This is a genomic window from Breznakiella homolactica (genome assembly GCF_016616095.2).
GTDB classification, from domain to species: domain Bacteria; phylum Spirochaetota; class Spirochaetia; order Treponematales; family Breznakiellaceae; genus Breznakiella; species Breznakiella homolactica.
Window position 1 is genome coordinate 410,179 of the sequence record NZ_CP067089.2, and the last position, 24,781, is coordinate 434,959.

19 protein-coding genes are annotated in these 24,781 nt (G+C 53.5%); 9 read left to right on the forward strand and 10 right to left on the reverse strand.

What is annotated here, in order from left to right; all coding sequences use genetic code 11:
- Positions 1-81: 81 nt before the first annotated feature.
- Both JFL75_RS02125 and JFL75_RS02130 read left to right on the forward strand, forming a co-directional pair.
- Positions 82-729 carry a DUF998 domain-containing protein gene (locus JFL75_RS02125; protein ID WP_215625052.1) on the forward strand — a complete coding sequence of 216 codons (648 nt, stop codon included), beginning with the start codon at positions 82-84 and terminating at the stop codon, positions 727-729.
- A gap of 26 nt (positions 730-755) precedes the next feature.
- Positions 756-1,385 carry a class I SAM-dependent methyltransferase gene (locus tag JFL75_RS02130; protein ID WP_215625053.1) on the forward strand — a complete coding sequence of 210 codons (630 nt, stop codon included), beginning with the start codon at positions 756-758 and terminating at the stop codon, positions 1,383-1,385.
- On the opposite strand, the gene JFL75_RS02135 is transcribed toward JFL75_RS02130, so the two are convergent.
- Positions 1,382-1,765, reverse strand: coding sequence for a GNAT family N-acetyltransferase (locus JFL75_RS02135; RefSeq protein ID WP_215625054.1), 384 nt, complete (start codon positions 1,763-1,765; stop codon positions 1,382-1,384). The genes JFL75_RS02130 and JFL75_RS02135 overlap by 4 nt on opposite strands.
- A 140-nt stretch (positions 1,766-1,905) precedes the next feature.
- On the opposite strand from JFL75_RS02135, the gene JFL75_RS02140 reads away from it, so the two are divergent.
- Both JFL75_RS02140 and JFL75_RS02145 read left to right on the forward strand, forming a co-directional pair.
- Positions 1,906-2,409 (forward strand): DMP19 family protein, encoded by a 504-nt coding sequence (locus JFL75_RS02140; protein ID WP_285291958.1) that lies wholly within the window; start codon positions 1,906-1,908, stop codon positions 2,407-2,409.
- A 395-nt stretch (positions 2,410-2,804) separates the two neighbouring features.
- Positions 2,805-3,395, forward strand: coding sequence for a hypothetical protein (locus JFL75_RS02145; RefSeq protein WP_215625055.1), 591 nt, complete (start codon positions 2,805-2,807; stop codon positions 3,393-3,395).
- 96 nt (positions 3,396-3,491) lie between these two features.
- Here the strand turns inward: JFL75_RS02145 and JFL75_RS02150 are convergent, their stop codons facing one another.
- Both JFL75_RS02150 and JFL75_RS02155 read right to left on the reverse strand, forming a co-directional pair.
- A complete protein-coding gene (locus JFL75_RS02150) occupies positions 3,492-4,868 on the reverse strand; it encodes a hypothetical protein (protein ID WP_215625056.1) in 1,377 nt (458 codons plus the stop codon).
- Between the two features lie 41 nt (positions 4,869-4,909).
- Positions 4,910-5,800 (reverse strand): alpha/beta hydrolase family protein, encoded by an 891-nt coding sequence (locus JFL75_RS02155; RefSeq protein WP_215625057.1) that lies wholly within the window; start codon positions 5,798-5,800, stop codon positions 4,910-4,912.
- A 281-nt stretch (positions 5,801-6,081) separates the two neighbouring features.
- Here JFL75_RS02155 and JFL75_RS02160 point away from each other — a divergent pair, with 281 nt between their 5' ends.
- Positions 6,082-10,440: an autotransporter domain-containing protein gene (locus tag JFL75_RS02160; RefSeq protein WP_215625058.1), complete on the forward strand. Its 4,359-nt coding sequence runs from the start codon at positions 6,082-6,084 to the stop codon at positions 10,438-10,440.
- 67 nt (positions 10,441-10,507) lie between these two features.
- On the opposite strand, the gene JFL75_RS02165 is transcribed toward JFL75_RS02160, so the two are convergent.
- The gene (locus JFL75_RS02165; RefSeq protein ID WP_215625059.1) at positions 10,508-11,731 is read right to left on the reverse strand and encodes a GLUG motif-containing protein; all 1,224 of its coding nucleotides are present in this window, start codon (positions 11,729-11,731) and stop codon (positions 10,508-10,510) included.
- Positions 11,732-11,980: 249 nt separating this feature from the next.
- Here JFL75_RS02165 and JFL75_RS02170 point away from each other — a divergent pair, with 249 nt between their 5' ends.
- The 4 genes from JFL75_RS02170 to JFL75_RS02185 all read left to right on the forward strand — a co-directional run bounded on the left by JFL75_RS02170 (position 11,981) and on the right by JFL75_RS02185 (position 14,734).
- Positions 11,981-12,835: a ribonuclease D gene (locus tag JFL75_RS02170; RefSeq protein WP_215625060.1), complete on the forward strand. Its 855-nt coding sequence runs from the start codon at positions 11,981-11,983 to the stop codon at positions 12,833-12,835.
- A 197-nt stretch (positions 12,836-13,032) separates the two neighbouring features.
- Positions 13,033-13,620 carry a TetR/AcrR family transcriptional regulator gene (locus tag JFL75_RS02175; protein WP_215625061.1) on the forward strand — a complete coding sequence of 196 codons (588 nt, stop codon included), beginning with the start codon at positions 13,033-13,035 and terminating at the stop codon, positions 13,618-13,620.
- The gene (locus JFL75_RS02180) at positions 13,617-14,096 is read left to right on the forward strand and encodes a flavodoxin family protein (protein ID WP_215625062.1); all 480 of its coding nucleotides are present in this window, start codon (positions 13,617-13,619) and stop codon (positions 14,094-14,096) included. The genes JFL75_RS02175 and JFL75_RS02180 overlap by 4 nt, the downstream gene beginning before the upstream one ends.
- Positions 14,093-14,734 carry a hypothetical protein gene (locus tag JFL75_RS02185; protein WP_215625063.1) on the forward strand — a complete coding sequence of 214 codons (642 nt, stop codon included), beginning with the start codon at positions 14,093-14,095 and terminating at the stop codon, positions 14,732-14,734. The genes JFL75_RS02180 and JFL75_RS02185 overlap by 4 nt, the downstream gene beginning before the upstream one ends.
- 8 nt (positions 14,735-14,742) lie before the next feature.
- Here the strand turns inward: JFL75_RS02185 and JFL75_RS02190 are convergent, their stop codons facing one another.
- The 6 genes from JFL75_RS02190 to JFL75_RS02215 form a co-directional block, all read right to left on the reverse strand.
- A complete protein-coding gene (locus JFL75_RS02190; RefSeq protein WP_215625064.1) occupies positions 14,743-17,391 on the reverse strand; it encodes a cation-translocating P-type ATPase in 2,649 nt (882 codons plus the stop codon).
- A 12-nt stretch (positions 17,392-17,403) separates the two neighbouring features.
- On the reverse strand, positions 17,404-20,130 hold the full coding sequence (locus JFL75_RS02195) for a cation-translocating P-type ATPase (protein WP_215625065.1): 2,727 nt from the start codon (positions 20,128-20,130) through the stop codon (positions 17,404-17,406).
- A 397-nt stretch (positions 20,131-20,527) separates the two neighbouring features.
- Positions 20,528-21,298 carry an ABC transporter ATP-binding protein gene (locus JFL75_RS02200; protein WP_215625066.1) on the reverse strand — a complete coding sequence of 257 codons (771 nt, stop codon included), beginning with the start codon at positions 21,296-21,298 and terminating at the stop codon, positions 20,528-20,530.
- Complete coding sequence (locus JFL75_RS02205; RefSeq protein ID WP_215625067.1) at positions 21,291-22,379, reverse strand: FecCD family ABC transporter permease; 1,089 nt, start codon at positions 22,377-22,379, stop codon at positions 21,291-21,293. The genes JFL75_RS02200 and JFL75_RS02205 overlap by 8 nt, the downstream gene beginning before the upstream one ends.
- Positions 22,369-23,478, reverse strand: coding sequence for an ABC transporter substrate-binding protein (locus JFL75_RS02210; RefSeq protein WP_215625068.1), 1,110 nt, complete (start codon positions 23,476-23,478; stop codon positions 22,369-22,371). The genes JFL75_RS02205 and JFL75_RS02210 overlap by 11 nt, the downstream gene beginning before the upstream one ends.
- Positions 23,479-23,573: 95 nt before the next feature.
- Positions 23,574-24,743, reverse strand: a complete 1,170-nt coding sequence (locus JFL75_RS02215; RefSeq protein WP_215625069.1) for a nitrogenase component 1 — start codon at positions 24,741-24,743, stop codon at positions 23,574-23,576.
- Positions 24,744-24,781 lie beyond the last annotated feature (38 nt).

Here is a 24,781-nt window from a genome sequence, read left to right on the forward strand (position 1 = left end):
AAAATCCTGTCTCCGGCTTGTCTTTTTTTCCGGTTCCCGGTACCATCCGGAAAATGAAGATAAATAAAAGGATGGAATAGGGTGGATGTTTTTCTCGGCAAGTCCCTCTGGATCGCCCTGCTGGTTGTCCTGCCCGGGGATTTCCTCGCCGCCGGCGTACTGGCTCCGCGGTATCCCGGCTACAGCCACAGGACCATGGTTATGAGTGTTCTGGGAAGCCGGGGCAGCCCGGTCCGGCTTGTGTACAATCTCTGGCTTATCATTCTGGGTCTGGTCATGATTTTAGGGGGTCTTGCTTTTTTCCGGTCCTGCCGTGATATTTCCCTGTCCTTATCCCTCCTGGGTGCCGTTTTTATCATTGCCTACGGAACAGGGGCCGGTGTGCTTTCGGGGCTATTCAGCGCGGACGGAACCGGGGAGCAGAAAAGCATCCCGGCGCGGGTGCACGGAATAAGCGCCGGAACCGGATTCATGCTCCTGGCTTTTCTGCCCCTGGTAATCGCTTTGCTTTTTATCAAAAAAGGCGCCGTACCGGATGGACTGTTTTCCCTGGCCATGTTCGTACTGTGCCTGGTCTTTTTCACATTTTTTGTGATGTCCGATAAAGAAAAATTCCGGGGAACCTGGATAGACAGCGCCGGACTGTGGCAGCGGATTCTCCTTGGTGTTATGTACGCTCCGCTGTTCCTCTTAGCGGCGGAAAACGTCCTGGCGAAAGGTTTTTTTTAGCCGCCGCTGTAATGGGAGAAACAACTATGGATGAAACGCAGAAACGGACAATAGCGTCCTATGACAAGACCGCCGGAGCCTTTGCCGGTACCATCGGCGCAATTGGGAATTACGATGAAACCTACGACTGCCTGATTGAGAAAATCCCGGATAACGGCGAAGTCCTTGAACTGGCCTGCGGTCCCGCCCAGATAAGCGCCTATATCGCCGGGAAAATCCCCGTGCGTATTACCGGGGTAGATCTCTCCGGAGAGATGCTGAAGATAGCCCGAACCGTCCTGCCGGAGGGGGATTTTGTCCAGGCCTCCATTGTTGATTACCGGACCGAAAAGCGTTTTGATACGGTGATCCTGGGTTTCGGTCTTCCGTACCTGAAAAAAGAAGAAGTGCGGCAATGCATCAAAAACAGCGCCGAACTCCTTAAGGGCGGGGGACATATATACATCAGTTTTATGGAAGGAGAAACCGAAGGCTTTGAGAAAACCTCCTTCGGCGGCGACAATGAATTCTACATCCGCTACCATAAAAAAAACGACGTGACGGCGCTGCTCCGGGAAAACCGCCTGATGCTTATCAGGGATTTTACCCTGGATTACACCGAGCCCGACGGAAGTGTTACCAAGGATAGTATCCTTATCGCGAGAAAAGAACTTTAAACGCCGCTGAGCCGCCACCACCAGGTTTCTCCCCGGCGGTCCACAGTAAAACCGCAGCGCCGGAGTACGCCATGGGAGGCTTCGCCGATACTGTCAGTTTCCGCTATAACCTGGTGTACTCCGGGCTGTTCCAAAGCCCAGGCGCACATGGATTTGACGGCCTCGGTCATATACCCCCGGCCTTCAAATTCCTTGCCCAAGCCGTAGCCGATTTCCACTTCGCTGTTTTGTCCGGGGACATCCTTGAAATCCGCGGAACCCACCGCCACCCGGTCGCTTTTCCGGATGAGAAACCAGAAACTGTGCCAGAGGTAGTTGTCCCTGTCGTCTCGGACCTTCCCAAGCTGGCCTTTCACAATATCCAGAAAGAAACCTTCCATGGGCTCTGCCCGGTAGCGGATATCAAGGGCCGTTTCCAGTACGGGGATATCCTCCGTCCAGAGCTTCCGCAGACGGCCTGTCCTTTGCAGCTGCCGCCGCCTGTGCTATACTTTTCGTATCATACAACGCCGGAGACGTCATGGAGACTCTGCCGAAAATAAATTCCCGGGAATTAGAGCAAGCGGATACGGATCCCTGGGAGTATTTGTTTGTCCTTATCGAAAAGTACCACGAAATCATCAGCGGGGACCCGGGCGGGGAAATCATGAAGGAATTTTCCGATTCTCAGCATACCCTTCTGGCCTATAATTACCTGTACGGCCAGGTTTGCAACGGCGGGTTCATTCAGCTTATCCAGAACGGATACGGCGGCTATATTTTTAATAATCCCCTGGCGGAAACCCTGCGTTCATGGGGATTGGAGAAAGTCCCTGACATTCTGGATGAAGCGAAGGTAATCTACGAAAAACACAAAACCAAACTGGAGAAAGAGACATCCCTGGAGGAGTTTTCGGAACTCTACACGGAGATTACCGACTTCGATTCTCTGGAATCCCGGTTTTTTGAAGTAATGGACAATGAAACCGGGATTCTGCAGCGGTATGTAAAAAACCACATCACCGGCTTTGCCGTAATTGTGTAAACCGGTTTCCGGCGGTTAACGGTTCCGGCTTCATACGGCCAAGGACCCAAAATACATCTATTCCCTTACGGACTTCCCCTCAGAACTATGCGCACGGCCCGGCTCGCAAAAACCTGTATAAAAGCCTATGGGTGAACGTTATTCTGAATATTTTAGTAAGAAAAAACGCTTTTTTGTTGGAAAATCAGCTATATAGGGGTATAACTTATAGAGGAGGGTTTCATAGTGAAACCGCGTTGTTCAACCCTCCCTTTTAAACACGATTATTAAAAATCAGCAATTATTTTAAAAACCACTTTACTCAATACGGATTTGAACGTTTTGCGGCATAAATCCGGATTTTCCGGAACATGAATATAATGACGGCATTAAGCCGGTCATAGCAAGGAGGTTGCATGAAAAAGCTTGCAATTATGACGGTACTTCTTACGGTTCTGTCATTCACCGTCTGCGCCCAGGGATTATACTTTGATATCGGACTTGGTTTTGGAAAGGCATGGACAAAAGTCGACGGAGAGGACTTCTCGGATTCATTTAAATCGACGGGTGTTGATTTAGATGAATTGGGTATTGATCTGGGGCTGAAGCTTGGTTACGGCCCGTTCGGCCGGATCCCGCTGTATATTGCCGCGGAGCTGTCGGGAGTCGGACACCGTTTTTATGACAGTTCCGACTATATACAGTTTAACTCGTATTTAATCGGCGGCGGTATAATTTTTTACCCCATTCGGCTTATTCAGATTGCCGGATCTTTCGGTTATTCATTTGTTTCCAATGATTCTTCCCTGGGGCTTTCAATGTATGACAGCAAGGGCGGTTTCGCGGGGAATGTTTCGGTGGCGCTGGATATCGGCCGGAATAACCACGGTCTTCTGATCGGGGCGAAATTTACCGGGACGAGCAACACCTTGGAAGTATCGGATGTGAAGATGAATACCTACATGATCGGTTTATTCGTTAAGTACGCGTACCGTCACAAAGTATAAGGTACTGTCTTCGCCGCCGGGCAGGATTAAGGGTATAAAAAACACCCCGGCCTGTTTTTTACAGCCGGGGTGGTATTGACGGAAAAACACCCGGGGTTATTGTGTGTAGGTAAGTACCTTCAGATTTCCTTGTTCAACATCCTGCTGTATAACATGCAGCGAATCATCGGAACTGTGCAGGGTGGCGATTCCCGGATCCACCGGGCCGCGGTCCGTACCTTCCAGGGAATTCCATCCGAAACCGTCGTATCGCAGTACGGACAGTTTATTATCATTCCCCAGATCCTGGAATGAAAGGTGGGGTACCCCTCCGTGGATCACGGCGCTGGAATTTCCCACTGCCCCGGCAGTTTTTCCGATGTAGCGCCAGGTACTGTTCTGGAACATCATCACGTTGGCGGTGCTGTCGGTTTTATCCTGGTACACCACATAGGGCATTCCATTGTTTACCAGAAGGGCGATGTTCTCCGGTTCTCCGGGGGAGAATCCCGGGGAACCCACGGTTATCCAGTTTGTCCCGTCGAACCGCCGCACCGTTATCCTGCCTCCATCCCCATCGGCGTATGCGATGTATGGTGTCCCCCGGTCAATGGCAAAGGCTGTGTGCATGGCCGAGTTGTCGGAGGCGTATCCGCCGCCCAGGATTTCCCATTCGGATCCGCTGTAAATCCTGACCAGCGCCCGCATAGAGCCTCCAGCCTCCCTGAACGCCACATAGGGGGTGCCGTTGTATACCCGCAGGGTAATATTTTCCGCGGTGCCGGAATAGGCGCCGGTGCTGCCTACCGTGTTCCACTGGGTTCCGTTGTACTGTTTGACCTCAACCTCGGGGGTTTCCCCTTTGGTCTGATACGCCACGTAGGGGGTTCCCTGGTATACGAAGATTGAAGTGTTGGCGATGTCGAAAATGGAAAACCCCGGTTTCCCGATGGATTTCCAAACCCGTCCGTCATAGGAAATAACCGACGCCCTTCCGTCATTCTGTTTGTCCTGGAACGCCACGTAGGAAATACCGTTGTCCACAAAAACCGATACGTAATCTACGGTCTCGTTGGGGAAATCCGTACTTTCCGAGGGTGTCCAGGTTGGTGCGGAAACCGCGTCAGGCTCTGGTACCGGGGCTTTTTCCGGCTGGACTGGGACTGGGACCGGCGCCGGCTGCCTCGGCTGTGCCGGGGGTGAACTTCTCTGTGCTGCCGGCGGAACCGGTGCCGGAGCGGGGGGCTGCGCCGTGGCGGGGGCCGGTACGGGAACGACCGGCGGCGGCGCAGGAGTTTCCGTGTTTTCTGGGGAATCCCTGCCGGTTGGAATCACCGTTTCCGGTGCCGAAACGGGCGGCACCGGCGGCACGCCGCTGTCTCCGGAAGAGGAACAGCCGCCGCAGCACCGGAGCATCAAAATAATCAGTATAATGATAATCACAATGAGTATGGCGTAGATATATTTCATTTTTTTCTTTTTTGAATCTTCCATGGTAGCTCCGCTTTTTTACATTACCGGTATTGTACCGCCGGTCAGAGGGTCGATTTAAACCAGTCCACGGTTTCCGCCGATAAACCGGCGTATGAACCGGGGTCTCCAATAAAGAAATTGTAGGCCGTATCGGTTCCTTCCAGGAGGATCAGCTTCGACATGGGATGGTAGGTCGCGCCCAGGAGTATTTCCAGCTGACCCTGGCCCTGTCCGTCCCCCTGAACCTCGAGAACCGGCGCTTCGGAATTGTCCGATTCCGTTGTTACGTCGGCGCTGCGGGAAATAATCACCGCACCGAGGCCCATATTCAGGGAATCCCCCTGGGCAAGCTCGGTCATGATGAACCCCTGGTCCTTGGCCTGCAGAAACGCATCATCGTTGGAACGGAATTTACCGGTCACCGCATCCCCTGTCCAGATAACAATCGATTTAAAGACCGTGTTTTCCCCGGCGGATACCATGGCGACAGTCCCGCCGTGGCCCCATCCCAGGATTCCAATCCGGTCACCGTCAATGTATTCCAGGGAAACCAGGTAATCCGCAATGGCGCTGACATCTGAAACAGCGGAATCGTAGGCGGCGCCGACCGGGGTTTCCACGGTACCATCGGGCACGGAAAAGTCCAGCCGTACCGATGCGATGCCTTGTTTTGCCAGATCCATGGTGAGGTGGCGGTACGTATTTTGTATTCCGTTTGAATCGGAACCGTACCCGTGGAGCATCACCACCGCGGGTACTGATTTGCTTTTAATACAGACCGGCAGGGTAACAATGGCCGGTACCTGGTGGTCTCCGTTTGTAACCAGTATCGCCTCTTCTATGTAGTTGTACAGTACCGTTGTATCCGGCGCGGTGGGCTGCGCTATTGACGCGCAGGAACCTAACAGTACCGACAAGGCACCGATGAAACCTAAGAGTTTTATGGAATCCATGAAATACTCCCTTTTTTTAAATTCTTTTTTACTATATCAACTTTTGTCTGAAAAATATTTTTTTTCAATAGATTTCATGATAAATATGCCTTCATGAAAAACTCTTTACCGTATAAAAATTTGTAAAGAAAATAGGTTTTGACTATATTTATTATAATTAAAAAAATTGTGCGTTCTGTTTTTATCAGGAATTTTCCAATCCATTGCCGGCAGCCGGACAACACAATTTTTCTTTCGCGCGCAGAGATAATGTTTGAGTATGTAAAAATATGGAGGCGGTGATGAAATTTTTTCCGGCGGTGTACAGAAGCGGCTGGTTTTTTACTGTATGTCTGTTTCTTTTGACTCTGTGGTTTTCCGCCCCGGTCCGCGCCCAGTCGGTCTCGGTTAATACGGTTAATGACTTAATCAACGCCTTTTCGGCCGGCGGGCAGACCGGAGCTACGGTTACCTTCGGCAGCAATAATCTGCGTTTAACCTTACCCAGTACATTGAGCGGATCACTCAACAATCTCAGCCTTAATGGTAATAATGGCTATATCCTCGGCACCAATACCTTCGGCCTGGTCGACATGGGTACCTATACATTCGGTTCAATCGCGAATATCCATATGCAGGGCGGGAACAATACGGCCGGATTCGGCGGGGCTTTCAATGCCCAGAATCTGACCGGCGGGATAGCGAATTCTACGTTCAGCAATAACGCCGCGGCAAACGGCGGCGGCGCCGTGTATATTGCGGACAGTTTTGCCGGTGGAATCAGGTCCAATCTTCACTTTGACAGCAACAAGGCAACCGGAGTCAATGCGAACGGCGGGGCCGTTTACGTGGGGGGCAGTTTTTCCGGTGGAATCAACGGAACCGGCGGGGATGTCCATTTTGATAACAACACCGCCACCGGCAGCGGCGGCGGTATGTTCGTGAACAACACGTTTTCCGGCGATATTTACGCGACGTATTTTGCCACCAACACTGCCGGGGGCAACGGCGGCGGCCTGTTCGTCGGGAATGATTTTAACGGAAGCCTGACGGCTTATGCTTTTTTCCTGCGGAACCAATCCGCGGGCAGCGGCGGCGGCCTGTATGTGGGAAACAATTTTAGCGGGACCCTCACCGGGTTCACCTTTGAGGGTAACAAGGCAAACGGCGGCGACGGCGGCGGCGCGTATATTGGCGGAACCATGAACAACCGCGTGGATATGGCCTTTGCCAGCAACAGTGCGAGCGGCAACGGCGGCGGCCTGTTTATCGGAACCAACAACGGCCAGATACGGAACAACTTTACTTCCAACACCGCCGGGGGCAGCGGCGGCGCTGTATATATCCAGAACGCGCAGAACCAGGATGTTACCGCCAGCTTTACGGGCAATACCGCCGGTATTGACGGCGGGGCGTTATGGGCAGGCAGCTTTTCCGGTATACTCGGATATGCCAGCGGAAACACGACAAGTCTGTTCAGAAACAACCGGTCCGGAACGGCAGGCAGCGGCAACGGCGGCGCTGTGTATATTCAGGGGGATTTTACCAATCCCTCAGCCATACAGTATGGTATCTCGAATGTCGTTTTTGACGGCAACAGCGCCCAGGGTACCGGCAGCGGCGGGGCTCTGTATATCGGCGGAATCCAATATAACGGCATACAGAACACTACCTTCAGCGGTAATACCGCCGGAGGAAACGGCGGCGGTGCCTATATAATGGACTTACAGGGAAATTTGACCTCCCTTTCTTTCACCGGCAATACCGCCACAGCCGGAAACGGCGGCGGCTTGTACACAGGAGCCGGTTTAACCAATATACAATCCGGCCAGTTTACCGAGAATACCGCCGGCCTCAGCGGCGGCGCGGTGTATGCAGCCGGGAATATCACCGGGACTATCAGCGGCTCATCGTTTGTTTCAAACACCGCAGGCGCTGACGGCGGCGCTATATACTCCGGCGGCACTTTAGGGACCGTGTCCGGCACGAACTTTGTAGGCAACAAGGCCGGGGGCAGCGGCGGGGCGCTTTTCGCCGCGGGATTAACGGGGAATTTTTCATCGGTAACTTTTGGAAAGAACATCGCGGCCGGTTCCGGCGGCGCCTTGTATACCGATTCGATCGGCGGTGCTTTTGATACGGTCTATTTTGTCGAAAATTCCGCCGGGGGCAGCGGCGGCGGCCTCTATGTGACTAATGATTTTACCCAGGGTATAACCAACGCGGCTTTCGGGTACAACACCGCTGCCGGGGGCAGCGGCGGCGGTATGTATGTGGGCGGCTCCCTGGGATTTCTTGAAGGCCAGTTCCTCTCTAATACTGCCAGTGCCGACGGCGGCGGCGCTAATATAGGCGCCAATCTCAACAGCGGCATCCGTAATCTGGAATTATACTCTAATGCTGCCGGCAGCGGCAGCGGCGGCGGTGTCAATATCGGAGGAAACCTGGCCGGGGGTATTAATAATTCCACCATCGCGTTTAATACCGCAGGCGGGAACGGCGGCGGTTTGAATATCGGCGGCAATGTGACCGGCGGAATCAACGCTTTACAGGCGGATTCCAATACCGCCGGGGGCAGCGGCGGCGCCATAAATATCGGCGGCAGCCTGACCGGAACCACCAGTCTTTTTGAAGCAATTCGGAATACCGCCGGTACCGACGGCGGCGCCCTGAGTGTGGGCGGGGGAATCCAGGGGAATTTCGATACCCCGTTCTTCGCGTATAATATAGCCGGGAGAAACGGCGGTGCCATGTATGTGAGCGGCAGTACGAACTCTACCCTGACGGACGCTGTTTTCTTCGAGAATGGAGCGGGGCAGTACGGCGGCGGCCTTTTTGCGGATACCAGTACCGGCCCGGTTGCGCTGTCACTGTCATCGACCGCTGGAAAGTATCTGCTCTTCATGGATAATGCCGACAGTACCGGATCAAATGGAATCTTCTTCGGTGAATCCGGCGCCCCTTCGGCCGCGGCGGCGACCCTCGATGTCAGCGGCGCCGGCGGTATATTCCTGTTTGATCCCATCAGCGTCTATATGAACAATCAGGATTTTACTCTTACCAGGGATGAGTCCCGGGGGAGCGGCGTGTTTCTCTGGGGCGGCTTCAATATCATCCTAAATGTCGGCGCAAATTCAATAATCAATATCAACTCGGGGGAAACCCAGTTTGCACCGGATTTTACCGTTTACGGCAGCGCCAGTGACTCGCTCCAGGTTTTATTGGGCGGGAAGGTGTACTTTGACATGGGCGGCAGGGATCAGGGCAATGCGTTTTTTTCTTTCTCGGGTAATACCGGTGATACCCTGACCTATAACAACCTGAATGTTTCCGCCCCCCGGTCGCTGCTTCCTCATTTCGGTACCTACCTTATTGCGGAAGGAATTGACGCATCCGCTACGGGAACCGACTATGTGGCGGCCTTTGTAAATGCCTCCAAGAACGGAACCATTACACTGAATCAGTCCTATAAATATAAAATTGAATTCATAGAAATAAACGGCGATTTGTATCTGATAGCGGATTTTGCACCCTATGACAACCTGGGCCCTAACGCGGGCAATGCCATCGATACGGCAAATATAATTGTTAACACATCGGATCTTACGGATGATGAAATCAGCAACCTCCAGGATGATATCAATTCCATCACCCCTGAGGCTGCGGTGACCATGGCCCGGATAGGGATGAATCTGCACGTAAGTGCCGCAGAGCTTGCCAAAAACATGGCCTTCGATGACCGCGGCAACTGCAGGAGCCTGATTCAGTATTTTTGTGAAACCAAAAACCGGTTCTTTTCCGATATACGGCTGTGGGGAACCTACTGGGGTGATTTTACTTTTGCGGAATCCGCGGATCTATATTCAGGGTACGATACGATTAATAACGGGTTTATTGTTGGGGCCAGTACAAATATCATGGAAAGTGATTTCAGTGTGGGTATTTACGGCGGCGCGGGTTTTTCGGATACCAGTTTCAGGGATATCACCTCTGATATACATACCACTGGTCTCCATGTCGGCATTCTCGGCCGCTATGCACCATATTGGGGCTTGAAAATACTTCTTAGCGGTGCCTATACATACAACGGTAACGACATGGTTCGCAACCCCGGTAATATTGGAGATATTACCGGCAATTTTGGACAGCACCTGTTCAGTTTTGATCTTAAGGCAGCCTATGATTTAGAACTCTGGCAGAACGGCCACTTTATTCCTTTTGTATCCGGCCGGCAGCTTTGGCTCAGACAGGCGGAATTTACTGAAGACGGTAGACTTCTGGCGGCAAAAACAGAAGCAATCAATACCAATGAATTCACTATGATCATGGGTATAGCGGTTAAGCATGACTTTGCCGTCAAAAAAAGCACCGTCATGACCGCCGGATTAAACGCAGGATGGCGCCATGACTTCGGGGATGAACGGATCTCCTCCGCCTCCACATACCAAAGGACTCTCACCGGCTTAGATAAAAACCCCAGTTATACAGTGAAATCCCTCCGCCAGAATGCCAATGCTATGGAAATAGGGGCTGATTTCAGCGCGTCCTTTGCGCTTACCCGCAACGTGACCTGGGCACTCCATGCTGTTTATAACGCGGAAATCCGGGAAGGTTTCTTCAGCAATGATGCGTACGCCGGTATTTCATTCACCTTCAAGTAAGTATAACTATATAAACCGGGAGAACCGGCGGGATATGCTTATTCCGCCGGTGGAAACTTAAACCACCTTACTGCCATCGCAGAACGGGATACGGAGATTTTTTCGGATCCATTTTCCAGACCGCCGTAAAATTCCATCCAAGATTGTCATAGGCGGAACGGCTTTGCAGTTCCAGGGCTGTTTTATCCGCGCCGTACTCCGTATTCAAACCAACGGTACCGGGAGTTGAGTTAGGTCCATTGGATACTGTTATTGGTAAATTCTGTAAGGCTATATTGTTATCCAGTCCGGTAGAATTCCAGTTCTGCCCTGTTATTCGTCCCAAATAAAGTGATGAAAACGACGCTTCCAGAGAATCATTAATGGCAACGCAGTTTTTTATTATAGCGTTAGGATTGTTTCTGCCCGCGATACCGCCGACGTAAACTTCTAATCCCACTTCCGCTGCGACCTTAACGGAAACGGTTGAGTAGCAATTTTGAATAAAACCGAAAGAGGTGGAACTGAATGAGGAATTCCAGCCTGTTATTCCTCCTGCCATGCTATTATTCGTTCCGCTGATAGAGCCTGCTGCGTAGCAGTTTTCAATCCTGCCGCCGAATCCGTTGTCGCCGGCAATACCTCCGATTGTTGTCTGCTGCCCCTTATGGACTCCGGCGGCGTAACAGTTTTCAATGGATCCCCGGTTACCGCCCGCAATGCCGCCTATTTGACTTGAGCCGTTAGTATGGATGGCTTCAATGCTGATACGGCTGGAGGAATTCACAATTCTGGTGGTCCCCAATGTCCATCCGGCAATACCGCCGGCACCCAAATCCCCGAGGGCTGTTTTGTTGACGGATATTTTCCCGGAAACATGGACATTTTCTATAAGTGTATTCTTGGCAAACCCAACAACGGCCCCTATGTTTGAAATATTGGAATTCGTTACCGAAAAATCCTGCATATCAATGGTGAGATCTTTTATGGTCGCGCCGTCTGTATAACCGAATAGTCCGGTATACCTCCTGTCTGCCGGGTTAAGTCCTTTAATTGTATGCCCGTTACCGTTAAAAATTCCCTGGAAGGCGTTATTTTCGTCCGTTCCGATGGGCTCCCATTCAATAGCGCTTAAATTCAGATTCCGGTCCAGGACGTATTCCTCTCCGGCTCCCAGAGCATCCAGAGCCGCCCGGAATTCTTCCACAACCTCAATCGGCGTCGGGTTATTCTGCTCCCCGGTATCAGGATTAAGATCAGGATTAAGATCAGGATCAGCAGCCGGATTTGAGCAGGCTATTCCGGAAATCATAATACCTGTACATAATACAAAAAAAGCGGACTTTCCATACTTCATTGGTAACCCTCGGTATTGTTTAGTTTGGTAGTTAATATAAAACATACATAATATATCACAATTAGCTATTATATCATGAAAAACTCAAAAATATAATTATTTAGCAGAAAGAGTACTCAGATCCAGGGAAAGGGTAATTCTCAGATTTTCGAAGGGACTGCCTCTGCCTATGCGCGTTTCCCGGGACCGTGCTATAGTTTCATTATGGAAAAAAACACCCGGGATGGTTTTACCCTTATCAATACCGACGCCGCCCTTGCCCGGTTTCTGGGTTATCTCAGAACCGAGGGCATCACGGAGATCGCCATGGACTTTGAGGGGGAATTCAATCTCCATGTCTACGGAGAGAAGCTCTGTCTTATCCAGGTCTTCGATAAAAAGAACTGTTTTATCATCGATCCTCTGTCGGTCAGCGACGGCGAAATCCGGCGTTTCCTGGAGACAAAGATCATAAAGTACATGTACGGTGCCGAATCGGACATCAGCCTGGTGTACAAACAGTACGGGATAAAACTCTCCCGGGTTTATGACCAGCAGCTTCTGGCGGAAACACTGAACTATGAGAAAAAAGGGCTGGATGCCGTGCTGGAACGCGGGCTGGGGATCGTCTCCCAGGGGAAGAAGAAGTTCCAGATGTACAACTGGACTCTGCGCCCGGTCAAACCCGAAGCCATGGCTTATGCTCTGCAGGATGTGCTGCACCTCTTTGACCTGAATACTGTACTGACGGAAGAAATTATAAAAACCGGCAGGTACAACGACCTTATCCGCCGTCTGGTTGAATTTTCCTTTGATTTTGACAAGAAGCGGGTCCCGGGTATTTTTAAGCAGCGGAACTATCTGGACCTTCCGAAAGACCAGCAGCGCACCCTGCAGAAGATCTTCGATATCCGGGAGGATCTGGCCCGGGAGCATAACCTTCCCCCTAACGCGGTATTGGATAAAAATGAGCTCTTCCTGCTCGCCAAGGACCCCCAGCGCATCCGGCAGGTCAGGTTCGGCAAGCGGGTGACGGAACGGATGCGGAAAGTGTTAACCGAAAAAATACTGGCTCTCTGAATTATATTGAAAATACCGCCTATTCTCTTTTTTCGTAAACTTTTCTCATAACGAATCCGGGACAGCCTGTGTCCTGGGTATAATTCCACTTAATACAGACGGTTGAAAACAGTTTTCTTACTTGACGAATACAGTGTTTTTTTATATATTATAAATGACTGAAAAAAGAATAAATAGTCAATAAAAGGAACAGGTATATGCCGAAAATCGTGACGGAACAGGAAAGGGAACAGGTCCGCGACTCCATATACTCTCAGAGCATACGCCTCATCCGGGAGAAGGGTTTACGGAATGTTACGGTGGATGATATTACAGCCGCCGCCGGGATAGGAAAGGGATCATTCTATTCGTACTATCCCTCCCGGGAAGTCTGTCTCTATGAAGTGCTGAAAAAAAATGAGGCTATGCTTTTTTCGCGGATGGAAACGGTAATGGCCCGGAAGCTGAAGAAGCACGACGAAGTGGTGCATTTTCTCAGGGACGTGTATCTGGCGGAGGACAGCCTGGTAATGTTTGTAAGTCCCATGGATATGGAAATTCTTCTCCGTAAACTTCCCCGGGAGTATGCCGTCCGGGAACGGAAAAAATCGGAAGGGTATTTCGAACGGAGCCTTTCTCTGCTGGGAATAAGTAAAAAGAAAATGGAAACCATTGCCCTGCTTACGGACTGCCTCAACTACGCGGCCACCAGCAGCGCCTGCAGCCGGAACGGAAAAAAGGAAACCCTGGATGTCCTGGTTGAATGTATCGCCGGCTACGCGGCAGGAAAGGAACGAAAACCATGAAAACCGTTATTGTAAGGGAATACGGCGATGTTGCCGGACCGTGCGGCTATCTGCTGGATCTCCGGAAGATCACTGTCCGGAACTGCACCGGCTGCTGGAGCTGCTGGCAAAAAACACCCGGACGCTGCGCCCAAAAAGATCTCGATGAATTTTACCGGGCATTTCTGGCTGCCGACAGGGTTATCTTTTTCCTTAAATCCAGCCATGGTTTTGTAAGCGGAAATGTGAAATCCCTCTTTGACCGGATGATTCCCCATTATCTCCCGTACACCTCTTATGCCACCGGAGAATCCATGCATGAACCCCGGTACGAACAGTATCCCGACGCGGAGGTGTACTACGAAGACACCTTTGAAACTGAAGAAGAACGGGAGCTCTACACGGATTATCTTAACCGGGTATTTTACCAGTTCCATATTTCCTGTACGGTTATCCGGCCGGCAGGGGAGTATGCCGGAAACAGGGAGGCTGTATGAACACTTTCATCATCAATGGTTCGCCCCGGGGGAAAGCCGGGAATACCGAGTTATTCATCAGGCAGTTCATTGCCGGGATGAGTACACCCCCCGAAGTAGGTTACGCTGCCGGAGCGGATCCTTCGGAACTGGCGGAAAACGCCGCCGGGTATACCACTCTGCTGGTATTCATGCCCCTGTATGTTCACGCCATGCCGGGAATTGTATTAAAATTCTTTGAGAAACTGAAACCCGCGGCACCCGGTCAGCGGATGGGCTTTGTGGTGCAGGCCGGTTTTATAGAAGGCGCCCAGGCCCGTTTTCTCAAGCGGTACTGCGGTCTGCTGGCGGAACGTCTGGGCTATGACTATCTGGGCATGGTCACCAAAGGGGATGCCGCCGGCGTATCCATGCTTCCGGATTTTTTCAGCCGGAAACTTTTTAGACTTCTGAATACCCTGGGCCGGCGTTATGAGGAGACCGGCCGCTTTGACGAAGCCGCCGCCGCGGAACTGGCAGGAACATATCAGCTTTCGAAAAATGAAGCCCGGTTGTATGGTTTCCTCGCCGGAATCGGCGTAAGCCATATATTCTGGAAGAAATTCTGGCGGGACAACGGTGTATCCGGCCGGGGGATGGACCGGCCTTTTTTGGCTTAGGCCGGATTTTATCCGGCAGCCCGTTCAGCGTTTTTTTGAAAAAGCTTTACAACCTCCCCAAACAGGAGCTGTGAGAAAGAAAGTCCCCCTGCGATCAGCCAGTGAACCGGACCAAGGGGTGAGATCCCGAATAATACCTGCAGCGGCCTTATCAGCGCCACCAGGGCGGTAATTGCTATTGAAGCCGCGGCGCTGACTGTAAGCCACGGGTTGATAAAGAGTCCCGTTTTAAAGACCGATTCCCTGCCGCGGATATTAAAAATATTAAGCACCGACGCCCAGGAGAGTACTAAAAACGCCATGCTGATGCCGGTTCCGTAGCCGGCTGCGGTCCCGGAAGAGACGGATACAAACCGTCCGATATAAAATGCCGCCAGGGTAAGCACAATAAAAACCGCCGATTTGCCGGCAATCTGCCAGCCCAGTCCGCCGGCAAATAAACTGGCGTTTTTTGGCAGCGGCCTGCGCAGCATCAAATCTTTTTCTGCCCGTTCGCGGCTTATGAAAAAACCGGGGATTCCGTCGGATACTACATTGATGAACAGAAGCTGCACCGCGGTTATGGGCGCTCCCCATCCCAATAAGACCCCGATGAGCATGATCAGAATTTCCGCAAAGTTTACACTGAGCAGAAAGTGTACTGTCTTTCGGATATTGTCATAGGCGGTGCGGCCTTCCCGTACGGCGTCCACAATGGTGGCAAAATTATCATCTGTGATAATAATATCCGAAGCATTTTTTGAAACATCGGTGCCGGCAATGCCCATGGCCGCACCGACATCGGCGGCCTTCAGGGCGGGGGCATCGTTTACACCGTCTCCGGTCATGGTAATTACTTCACCATGGGCCTGCCATGCCTGTACTATACGGATTTTATCCTCCGGACTGACCCGGGCGTACACGGAAATATTCCGGACCGCTTCATGGAGTTCCCGGTCATCCATGCCGGAAAGCTGTGTCCCGGTGACGGCCCGGCCGTTTTCTTCCAATATCCCAATATCCCGGGCAATGGCGGATGCGGTGGCTATATGGTCACCGGTGATCATTACGGTTTTTATTCCTGCTTTTTTTGCGTACATAACGGCACGGTGGCTTTCCGGGCGGGGCGGATCAATCATTCCTATTATGCCGCAGAAGGTAAGATCATGTTCCAGTGTGTCCGTATCCATTTTTGCGGGAAGGGCTTCCCAATTTTTTACCGCCACGGCAATAACCCGCAGCGCCTGTCCGGCAAATTCATCGTGGGCTTTTACTGCCCGGGAATGCAGAACGTCATCGAAGCTAACCGGTATCCGGTCGAATGCGCCTTTTGTAACGGAAATGTATCCGGTATCCGTTTTATGCACGGTGGTCATCAGTTTGCGGGTTGAATCAAAGGGGAGTTCAAACACCCTGGGGTATTTTTTTTCCAGGGATGGTTTGTCCAGTCCTTTATCCATCATCAGCCTGATAATCGCGGCTTCCGTCGGATCGCCGATGATAACCGGTTCACCGGCACTGGATATCTCATTTTCTTTCGGAACCGCGTTTGTACAGACCGCCAGGAGTTCCAGCATGGTTTGTTCCGCCGGGGAAAACGTGCTGCCCGAATTCTTCGGGTCGCTCCCGGTTTCCCAGATCTTTTTGATAACCATTTTGTTCTGGGTCAAGGTGCCGGTTTTGTCGGAACAGATAACCGAAGTATTTCCCACGGTTTCCACCGCCGGAATACGGCGGATGATCGTGTTTTTTCGGACCATATACTGCACACCGTTGGCAAGAATCAGTGTCACAATGACGGGAAGTGTCTCCGGTACGGCGGCAACCGCCAGCGAAATCGCCGTCAGAAGCATTTCCGCCAGGGATTCTCCATGGACAAAGACACCCACCGCGAAAATAACAAGACCCGACGCGATGGCCACCAGTGAAAGCCGTTTCGCCAGACCCTTGAGGCGGATCTGCAGCGGTGTCATCTGTTTTTTTGTATTGTTGAGCAGTCCCGCGATTTTACCCATTTCAGTCTGCATGCCTGTTTCGCAGACCACGGATTTTGCCCGTCCATTGGTGACGAGGCAGCCGGAATAAACCATATTAATGCGGTCCCCCAAAGGCGCATCCCGGGGAATAACCGCGCCGGCGTCTTTTTCGACGGGGAGGCTTTCTCCGGTCAGGGCGGACTCTTCAACCAGCAAACTGTTCGAACTGATGAGGCGCGCGTCGGCGGGAACCATATCGCCCGCGTGCAGTTCAACGACATCCCCGGGAACCAGTTCCTCCGCATTCAAATGCATTAACGTACCGCCGCGGACAACCGTCGCGGTATGGGTGTTCATGCCTTTCAGCGCGTCCAGGGCTTTTTCCGCTTTGCTCTCCTGGGAAATTCCCAGAACAATATTGATAATTATGATAGATAAAATTACAAAGATTTTTGGCCAGCCATAGCCTGTACTGATGGCCATATACGCCGAAATCCCCGCCGCTATCAGGAGGATTATGGTGGATACATCTTTCATGTGATGCAGTATCTTTGCCGGAAGGCTTTCCTTTTTTTCCTCCTCAAAGACATTGGCCCCGTATTCAGCGAAACGTTCATCGGCGGCTTCCTGGGTGAGCCCCTGCTCGGCATCTGCTCCCAGTTTTTGCAATACCGCGTTCAGTTCAATTTCATACCATTTCATTTTTAACTCCGGTTACGGACATATATCCGCGGCTTCGTTTTTTGTTTCCTTTGCCGGTTTCCGCCAGATTGCGGTCCACCCCACAATTTTGTTCCGGTAGGCGAGGATATTGGTATGGTTTTCCAGGAGCTTTTCAAACTCAGCCACCGCGGTGGGAACCAGGGTCAGTCCCAGGATTACCAGCCAATGGTACGGACCGATGGCGGTCAGGCCCAGGAGATCCCTCACCGGAGGGATGAGTACGAACAGCGCGAATACCAGGGTCATGGCGAGTACACTTATGAGCATGGGCGGGTTGTCCAGTATAGCCCGTTTGAAAATTGAACTCCGGCTGCGGACCGTGAGGATGTGGAGAAACGATGTCCAGCCCAGTACGATAAAGGCCATGGTCTGTCCGATGCCGTGAGAGGGAGGGAAACCGGAACCGATTGAAACGAAAGACCCAAGATAAAAAGCGGTCAGCATGGCCGCCGATACCGCGATGGTCTGCTGGATAATCACGTACATCAAGCCGCCCGCGAAAAAGCTCGCTCCCTTGTCGACCGGATCGTTCTGCATGATCCGCGGGTCCGAGGTTTCCCTGGCTAAGTGCAGGCCCGGAATACCGTCTCCCAGGACGTTCACCAGGAGGAGCATCACCGGGGTAACCAGGATGCCCCAGCCGGCGATCTGGGCAAAGAGCATTCCCGTAACCTCCGACAGGTTACATACCAGGAGAAAGTAAATGGTCTTCCGTATATTTGAGTATACGTTACGGCCTTCGTGGACCGCTTCCACGATGGTGGCGAAGTTGTCGTCGGTGAGGACAATGTCCGCGGCGCTTTTGGCTACTTCGGTGCCCGCCTTGCCCATGGCTACACCGGCATCCGCTGCCTTGAGGGCAGGGGCGTCATTGACCCCGTCGCCGGTCATGGCCACAATTTCGTGGCGGCTCTGCCAGGCTTTGACGATGCGGATTTTGTCTTCCGGGGAAACCCGGGCGTATACCGAATAGTCCCGTACAGAGCAATGAAGATCGTCGTCGGACAGTTCCGCCAGTTCCGCGCCGGTTATAACCTTCTGGCCGTCGCTGAGGATGCCGATTTCCCGGGCAATGGCCGCCGCTGTGGATGCGTGGTCCCCGGTGATCATCACCGTACGAATACCCGCCCGCTTTGCGGTTTCAATGGCCGCGGCCACCTCCGGCCGGGGCGGGTCGATCATGCCAATGATTCCCTCAAAAGTAAGGTCCCGTTCCAGTTCTCCCCAGGCATCCTCCGGGGGCAGTTCCTCCACCCGGCGGCTTCCCAGGGCGATGACCCGGAGAGCGCCCGCGGCGAAGCTGTCGTGTTTCTCATTTATTTCCGAACGCAGTTCCTGTTCCTGGGGTTTAAAGGGCAGCCGGTCCAAGGCGCCTTTGGTCAGAATCAGGTATCCGCCCTGAGGATCCTTGAGAATCGCGGTCATCATTTTCCGGTCCGAGGAAAAGGGAATTTCCCCGGCTTTGGGGTACTGGGCTTCCAGAGGTGCCAGGTCCATACCTTTTGTCAGGGCGTAGCGGATCACCGCAGCCTCCGTGGGATTTCCCAATACTACGGTTTCTCCGTCGTCGCCGGTCTCCGGACGGGCGTTGCTGGCCAAAGCCAGCCGCCGCAGGAATTCCATCTGACGTTCCGAGAGTTTTTCCTCGTCACAGAAGGCGGGACTCCCGGGTACCCAGAGGGATTTGACCGTCATTTTGTTCTGGGTAAGGGTTCCGGTTTTGTCCGTGCAGATCACCGAAACGCTTCCCAGGGTCTCCACCGCCGGCAGTTTCCGTACCAGGGCGTTTTTCTTAACCATGTTGCTGACCCCGTTCGCCAGGGTAAGGGTGACAATCAAAGCAAGGGTTTCGGGGACCGCGGCCACCGCCAGGGAAACCGCCAGAAGCACCAGATTCCAGATTTCCATGCCCTGACGCAGACCCACGGCAAAGAGGACAATAGCCGAAAGGATGGCTATTACGCTGATGACCTTTCCCATCCGGTCGAGCCGCTGCTGCAGTGGTGTTTTCTGGGGCTGGGTTTCTCCCAGGAAGCCGGCGATTTTACCCATCTGAGTTTCCATACCCGTGGCGGTGATAACCGCCTTTCCCCGGCCGGCGGTTACCAGACATCCCATGAAGACCATGTTGTCCTGATCTCCGATGGGAAGTCCCCCGGACAATTCCGCCGCGGCGTCTTTTTCCGCGGGCTCGCTCTCGCCGGTCAGGGAGGATTCGTCCACCGCCAGGCTGGTGCTCTCCAGGAGCCGGCCGTCGGCGGGCACCATAACCCCGGGTTCAAGAAGTACAATATCCCCGGGAACAACGTCGGTGGTATGGATCTGCTGTTTTTTACCGTCCCTCAGTACTATGCAGGAGGGGCTGTTCATATCCGCCAGGGCTTCCAGAGCTTTTTCCGCTTTGCCTTCCTGGGTGATGGCGAGGATGACGTTCATGATTACAATGGAGATAATTACCGCTGGTTCAATAAACCCGTGGCCGCTTCGCAGGGCCAGCAGCAAAGACAGTATTGCCGCCAGTAGAAGGATGAGAACCGATACATCCTTGAACTGCCGGAGGATTTTCCGGATCAGGCTTTCCTTTTTCTGCCGGGAGAATTCGTTTTTTCCGTATTGTGCCTGCTTTTCATGTACCTGGTCTGACGATAAGCCTTTGCCGAAGTTAACCGACAGCTTTTCCGAAATTTCATTTATAGTCGTTAGATACCAGTCTTCCATGGTGAGGCAGCCTCCGCTTTTTTAAATAATTACCTAATAAATTAACTATGGAAGTATGAAAAACGATTGTCAAGGAAAAAGTTCGGAGGGCAAATTATTAAAAAAATGAAGATAATGCACCGCATAGTACTCGGAGGTTTTGACATAAATGGTGTATTCAGGGTATGATTACTATTAGCAAGAGCTAACTTCTATAGGCTCCCCGCACCGCTTCTCAAAAGGGGGCGGGGAGTGCGTTGCTAGTATTATTCCCTGGACACGCTGGGTAAGGCCCGGGAAGCGGAACTCCATAACGACCGTGCCATGGTTTGGTTCCGGTGTATTAAATAAGGCGGATAATCCTGCTATGCATACGAAACCGGTTCTCGGAAGGATCCTTTCGGAATAATTAACTATATTATTGCGGGTAGACCATGGGTTTGCCCGCCATGTTTCCCACGGCGCAGCCCGGCCCGTACAGCCGCCGCAGAAGTTCCGGGACCATGACCGTTTCCGGCGGCCCCCAGGCGGCCAGTCCTCGGCTGTGCATCACCGCCGCCCGGTCGCAGAACCACACCACATGGTTCGGGTCGTGGACACAGGCCAGAACCGCCTTGCCCGAGCCTGCCAGATCCCGGAGTATCCGCCATATCAGAAGCTGGTTCCTGAAATCCAGGGACGAGGTTGGTTCATCCAGCAGAACCAGGGGAGTATCCTGGGCAATAGCCCGGGCGATAAGTACCAGCTGGCGCTGGCCCCCGGACAGCCGGGTGCAGGGCTCCTCCGCCAGTTCACGGATGCCCAGACGTTCCATGGCTTCCTCGGCGGCATTTCTGTCCCGGGGGCGGACACCAAACAGTCCTGAGGAATGGGCGACCCTTCCCATGAGCACCATATCCCGGACCAGGAACGGGAAGGGCGGGTTGTGTTCCTGGGGAACGTACGCGGCCCGCCGGGCCAGTTCCCCGGCGGATAACCGGGAGACATCGGTTCCGCCTGTGTATATGGAACCTTCCCGGGGTTTGAGCAGATTGAGGCAGCATTTGAATAAGGTTGATTTTCCGGAACCATTGGGACCGAAAAGACCGCAGAGGGTCCCGGGTTCAACTGAAAAAGTCACCCCCCGGAAAACTTCTTTTTTTCCGTATGAAAATCCGCAGTCCCGTACGGACAGGGTGCCGTCATTCATACACAGCTTGTCCTTTGGTCCGCAGCAGATAAACAAGAAAAGGGGCGCCGGCGATGGAGGTTACGATGCCGATGGGAATCTCCGCTTCCGTGAGAGTCCTGGCAAGGGTATCGCAGCCCAGCATAAACAGAGCCCCCAGGAGCGCCGAGCCGGGGATGACCCGGGAGTTGTCCGCCCCGAAGAGCAGCCGCGCTCCGTGGGGCATCATGAGCCCTACCCAGGGAATGATCCCGGTCTGGGAAACGCAGAGGGATGCCGAAAGGGTTGCCATGGTAATGAACAGGAGGCGGTATCCGCCGGGATTCACTCCAAGGGTTCTTGCTTCGTGGTCACCCAGGGACAGGACGTTCAGTTTCCATGCCAGGGCCGCGGTACATCCCAGAGTAAGAAGTACCACGGGAACGGTAACGGCCAGATCCTGCCAGGAAGCGAAGTAGAGACCTCCCATCATCCAGAAGGTGATTTCCCGGAGCTGGGAATCGGGGGCAATATATTTGAGCAGCGAAACCAGGGCGGAAAAAAGAGACGCCACCACCATTCCTGAAATGACCAGCGACGTTCCGGGTACCCGGCCCCGGGTTCTGGCGAATCCCCAGCTCAGGGCCACCGATCCCAGGGCGCAGACAAATGCGGTGAGCCGCACCGAGGGGAAATACGCCGGAAACATGATTCCCAGGGCCGCTCCGAAGGACGCCCCCGCAGAAACTCCCAGGATGTAGGGGTCCGCCAGGGGATTCCTGAAACACGCCTGGTATACCGTACCGGAAACCGAAAAGGCCATACCGGTGAATACGGCCAGCAGTATCCGGGGAAGACGGATATTCCATAGGATAACCGTCTGAAGCTTTGGCAGAAGCGATTCGTCTCCGCCGAGAAGTTTCGTTTTCAGGATGAAGACAGCGTCTCCGGGGGTGATGGAATAACTCCCGGCAACGATGGCTCCCATAACAGCCAGCAGCAGGAAACCGAAAAGCAGGATGAATATTCCGGAATGTTTCCGGTTGTGTTTTCCGGGAATCCGGATGCCGGTATTAATGGAACCGCTGCCGGACCGCGACGCAAAGGTTTTTTCAGAAATCATTATCCACCGTCCAGTCGAGCCACTGGGCGGAACGGAGTCCCCGGGCTCCGGCGTCGTCAACACCGTACAGGTCCTTGTACAGCTGCAGCGCAAATTCATGAACCTTGATATCGGCGAACCGGTCCGGGTAGGCAGCCTTGGCGATTATGATCATGTCCAGAGGATATTCCAGCCGGCGGGAACAGTTCATGGGTGTCCAGGGCATGGCATAAACCCGGCGGTTTTTGATGGCCCTGAGTTCCGCCAGCAGGGTAAAGTCCGCTCCTTCCAGGATTTCCCGGGGCGGGTGAAAACCGTTCCAGGTGGGAAGAATGATGGTCTCAGGGTCCAGGGCGTAAAGCTGCTCCGGGTTGAGAATTTTCCCCGTGCCGTTTCCCCGGTAAAGATTTCTGCCGTTTACAATGGATTCCATGATATAGGATTCCGGAGTGTCGATGCCCCAGACCGAACCCACTCCGCCCTGGGCGCGGACCGATGGATTGAGCCCAAGCATGACCAGTCCGGTCCGCTGGTTTTCGGGGATGTCCGCTGTCCGGGACCGGATAAGATCCACCGTACCGTACAGGAACGCTCCCAGTTCCCGGGCTTCCTTTTCCTTTCCGAAGATACTGCCGATAACCGCCATTTCCTCGGTCATGGTGGACAGGTCCGGCCGGCTGTACCAGCTTGGCGCGTAGAGTACCACCAGGGGGAATCCCAGGGATTCGATGGTGCTGATCACCATGGAAAGCGTTTCCCGGTTGGAGGATCCCACGGTACAGTCTCCCGCCCGGAGAATCACCAGGTCCGGGTCCGCCGCTGCCAGGGTTTCAAAATTGAGGCCATCCCCCTGGGGCGAACTGATACAGGGAAGGGCATCCAGCCAGGGGTGGAGGTATTTCATGGTGTTCCATCCCCGGGTATAGCTGTACGCTTCCCCGGAGGCGGTGGTGAAGGAATAGGAATAATCGTGTTTCATTGCCCAGGAACCGATGGCCGCCACCCGGTGTATTTCTCCAAGGCGGGTGAGAACCCCTTCCACAAAGCCGTCATCAATAGTAGCAATCCGTTTTGGATCCCGGGGAAGGATAACTGTCTTTCCCCGCATGTCCGTCACCATCCCGGCAGGTTCTCCGGCAAACCCGTTTGCACAAAGGACCAGTGCCGGAATCAGGAAGCAGAGTATTTTCCGGAATGCCGCCGCCGCAGAAAATCTCATCTGACCGGTACTGCCAGTATGTCCCGTACTCCGGCTCCGAAGTAACGGGAACAGCTTTCCGAGTGGAGTCTCCCCGAAACCGCCCGGTGGGGTACGGGGATAAAGGCTGCTCCGCTGGTTTCGGGAAGCAGGTCTTCCATGAGGGGATCGGCAATAACGGTTTCGACGGTTCCGCCGGAAAAAACTTCCCGGGCATCGTCCTCGGTAACCAGGAACCGGTCCGTTTCACCAAGAAACTCCCGGCCTTCGCCGAAGAACGTGGCGATGGCCGCCGGCCCGATGCCGTATTCGTTTTCCATACAGACCCGGAGAGAGGCGGCGAAGAGCGCTTCTCCGGCGATGACCGCCGCGGGTTTTCCGCCCCTGCCAGGAACAGGAAGCGCCGCCGCCGGGGCTTTTCCCGCCGCGGCGTCCCTGAGGAAACGGGCAATACGGCCGGTTTCGCCGCCGCCGATGGGGAGCCCCGCCGCGAAGGATGTACCGTACCGCTTTTCCAGCCAGCGGGCCAGGGGCAGGGCCGCGGCGGTGACCACCCAGTTGAACCCCGCGTTTCCGGCGGACTTCAGCTCCTCCAGGGAAGAACGGGCGCCCCAGACGGTATTAACCTGAAGCCCTGCTTCATTCGCCAGACTTTCAAGAGCATCCATAGCGGGGCCGTCAAAACCGTCCAGCACCGAAGCCCCCAGGATGTTGACCTTCCGGGAATCCGGCTTTGCCTGCTCCGGGAGAAAACGGTCCGCCAGGGCAATATAGGCGTCCCGCTGTCCTTTATCGTAATATTCGAGACCCGTGGCGGCAAACCCGAAGGCGGGAATGCCGGTCCGGTGTTCCACCAGGGAAGCGAATCCCCGGAAGTCGAAACCCACCACCATGGGGACCGGACTCCCTATCACCGTGATGCAGGGCGCGCCGGTCTCTTTTGCCGCGGTTATGATATTGTCCGCCAGCCGGTCATCGTCGCCCATGATGGCGTCCATATCCCGGAGGCCGGAACAGAAAACCGGACTCCGGCTGCCGAACCACCGGGGTTCATCGTAACCGGTATAGGTACCGGTGCAGCCCGACGCGTCGTGGATCACCGTGAGGGCTCCCAGATCATGGAATACCGACGCCACCCCGGAATAATCCGGGGACAGGGGCGGCAGATTGTATAATATTTGGCTCATGTAACAACTCCTGAAACGGCGGGTTCCGCCGTTTATGC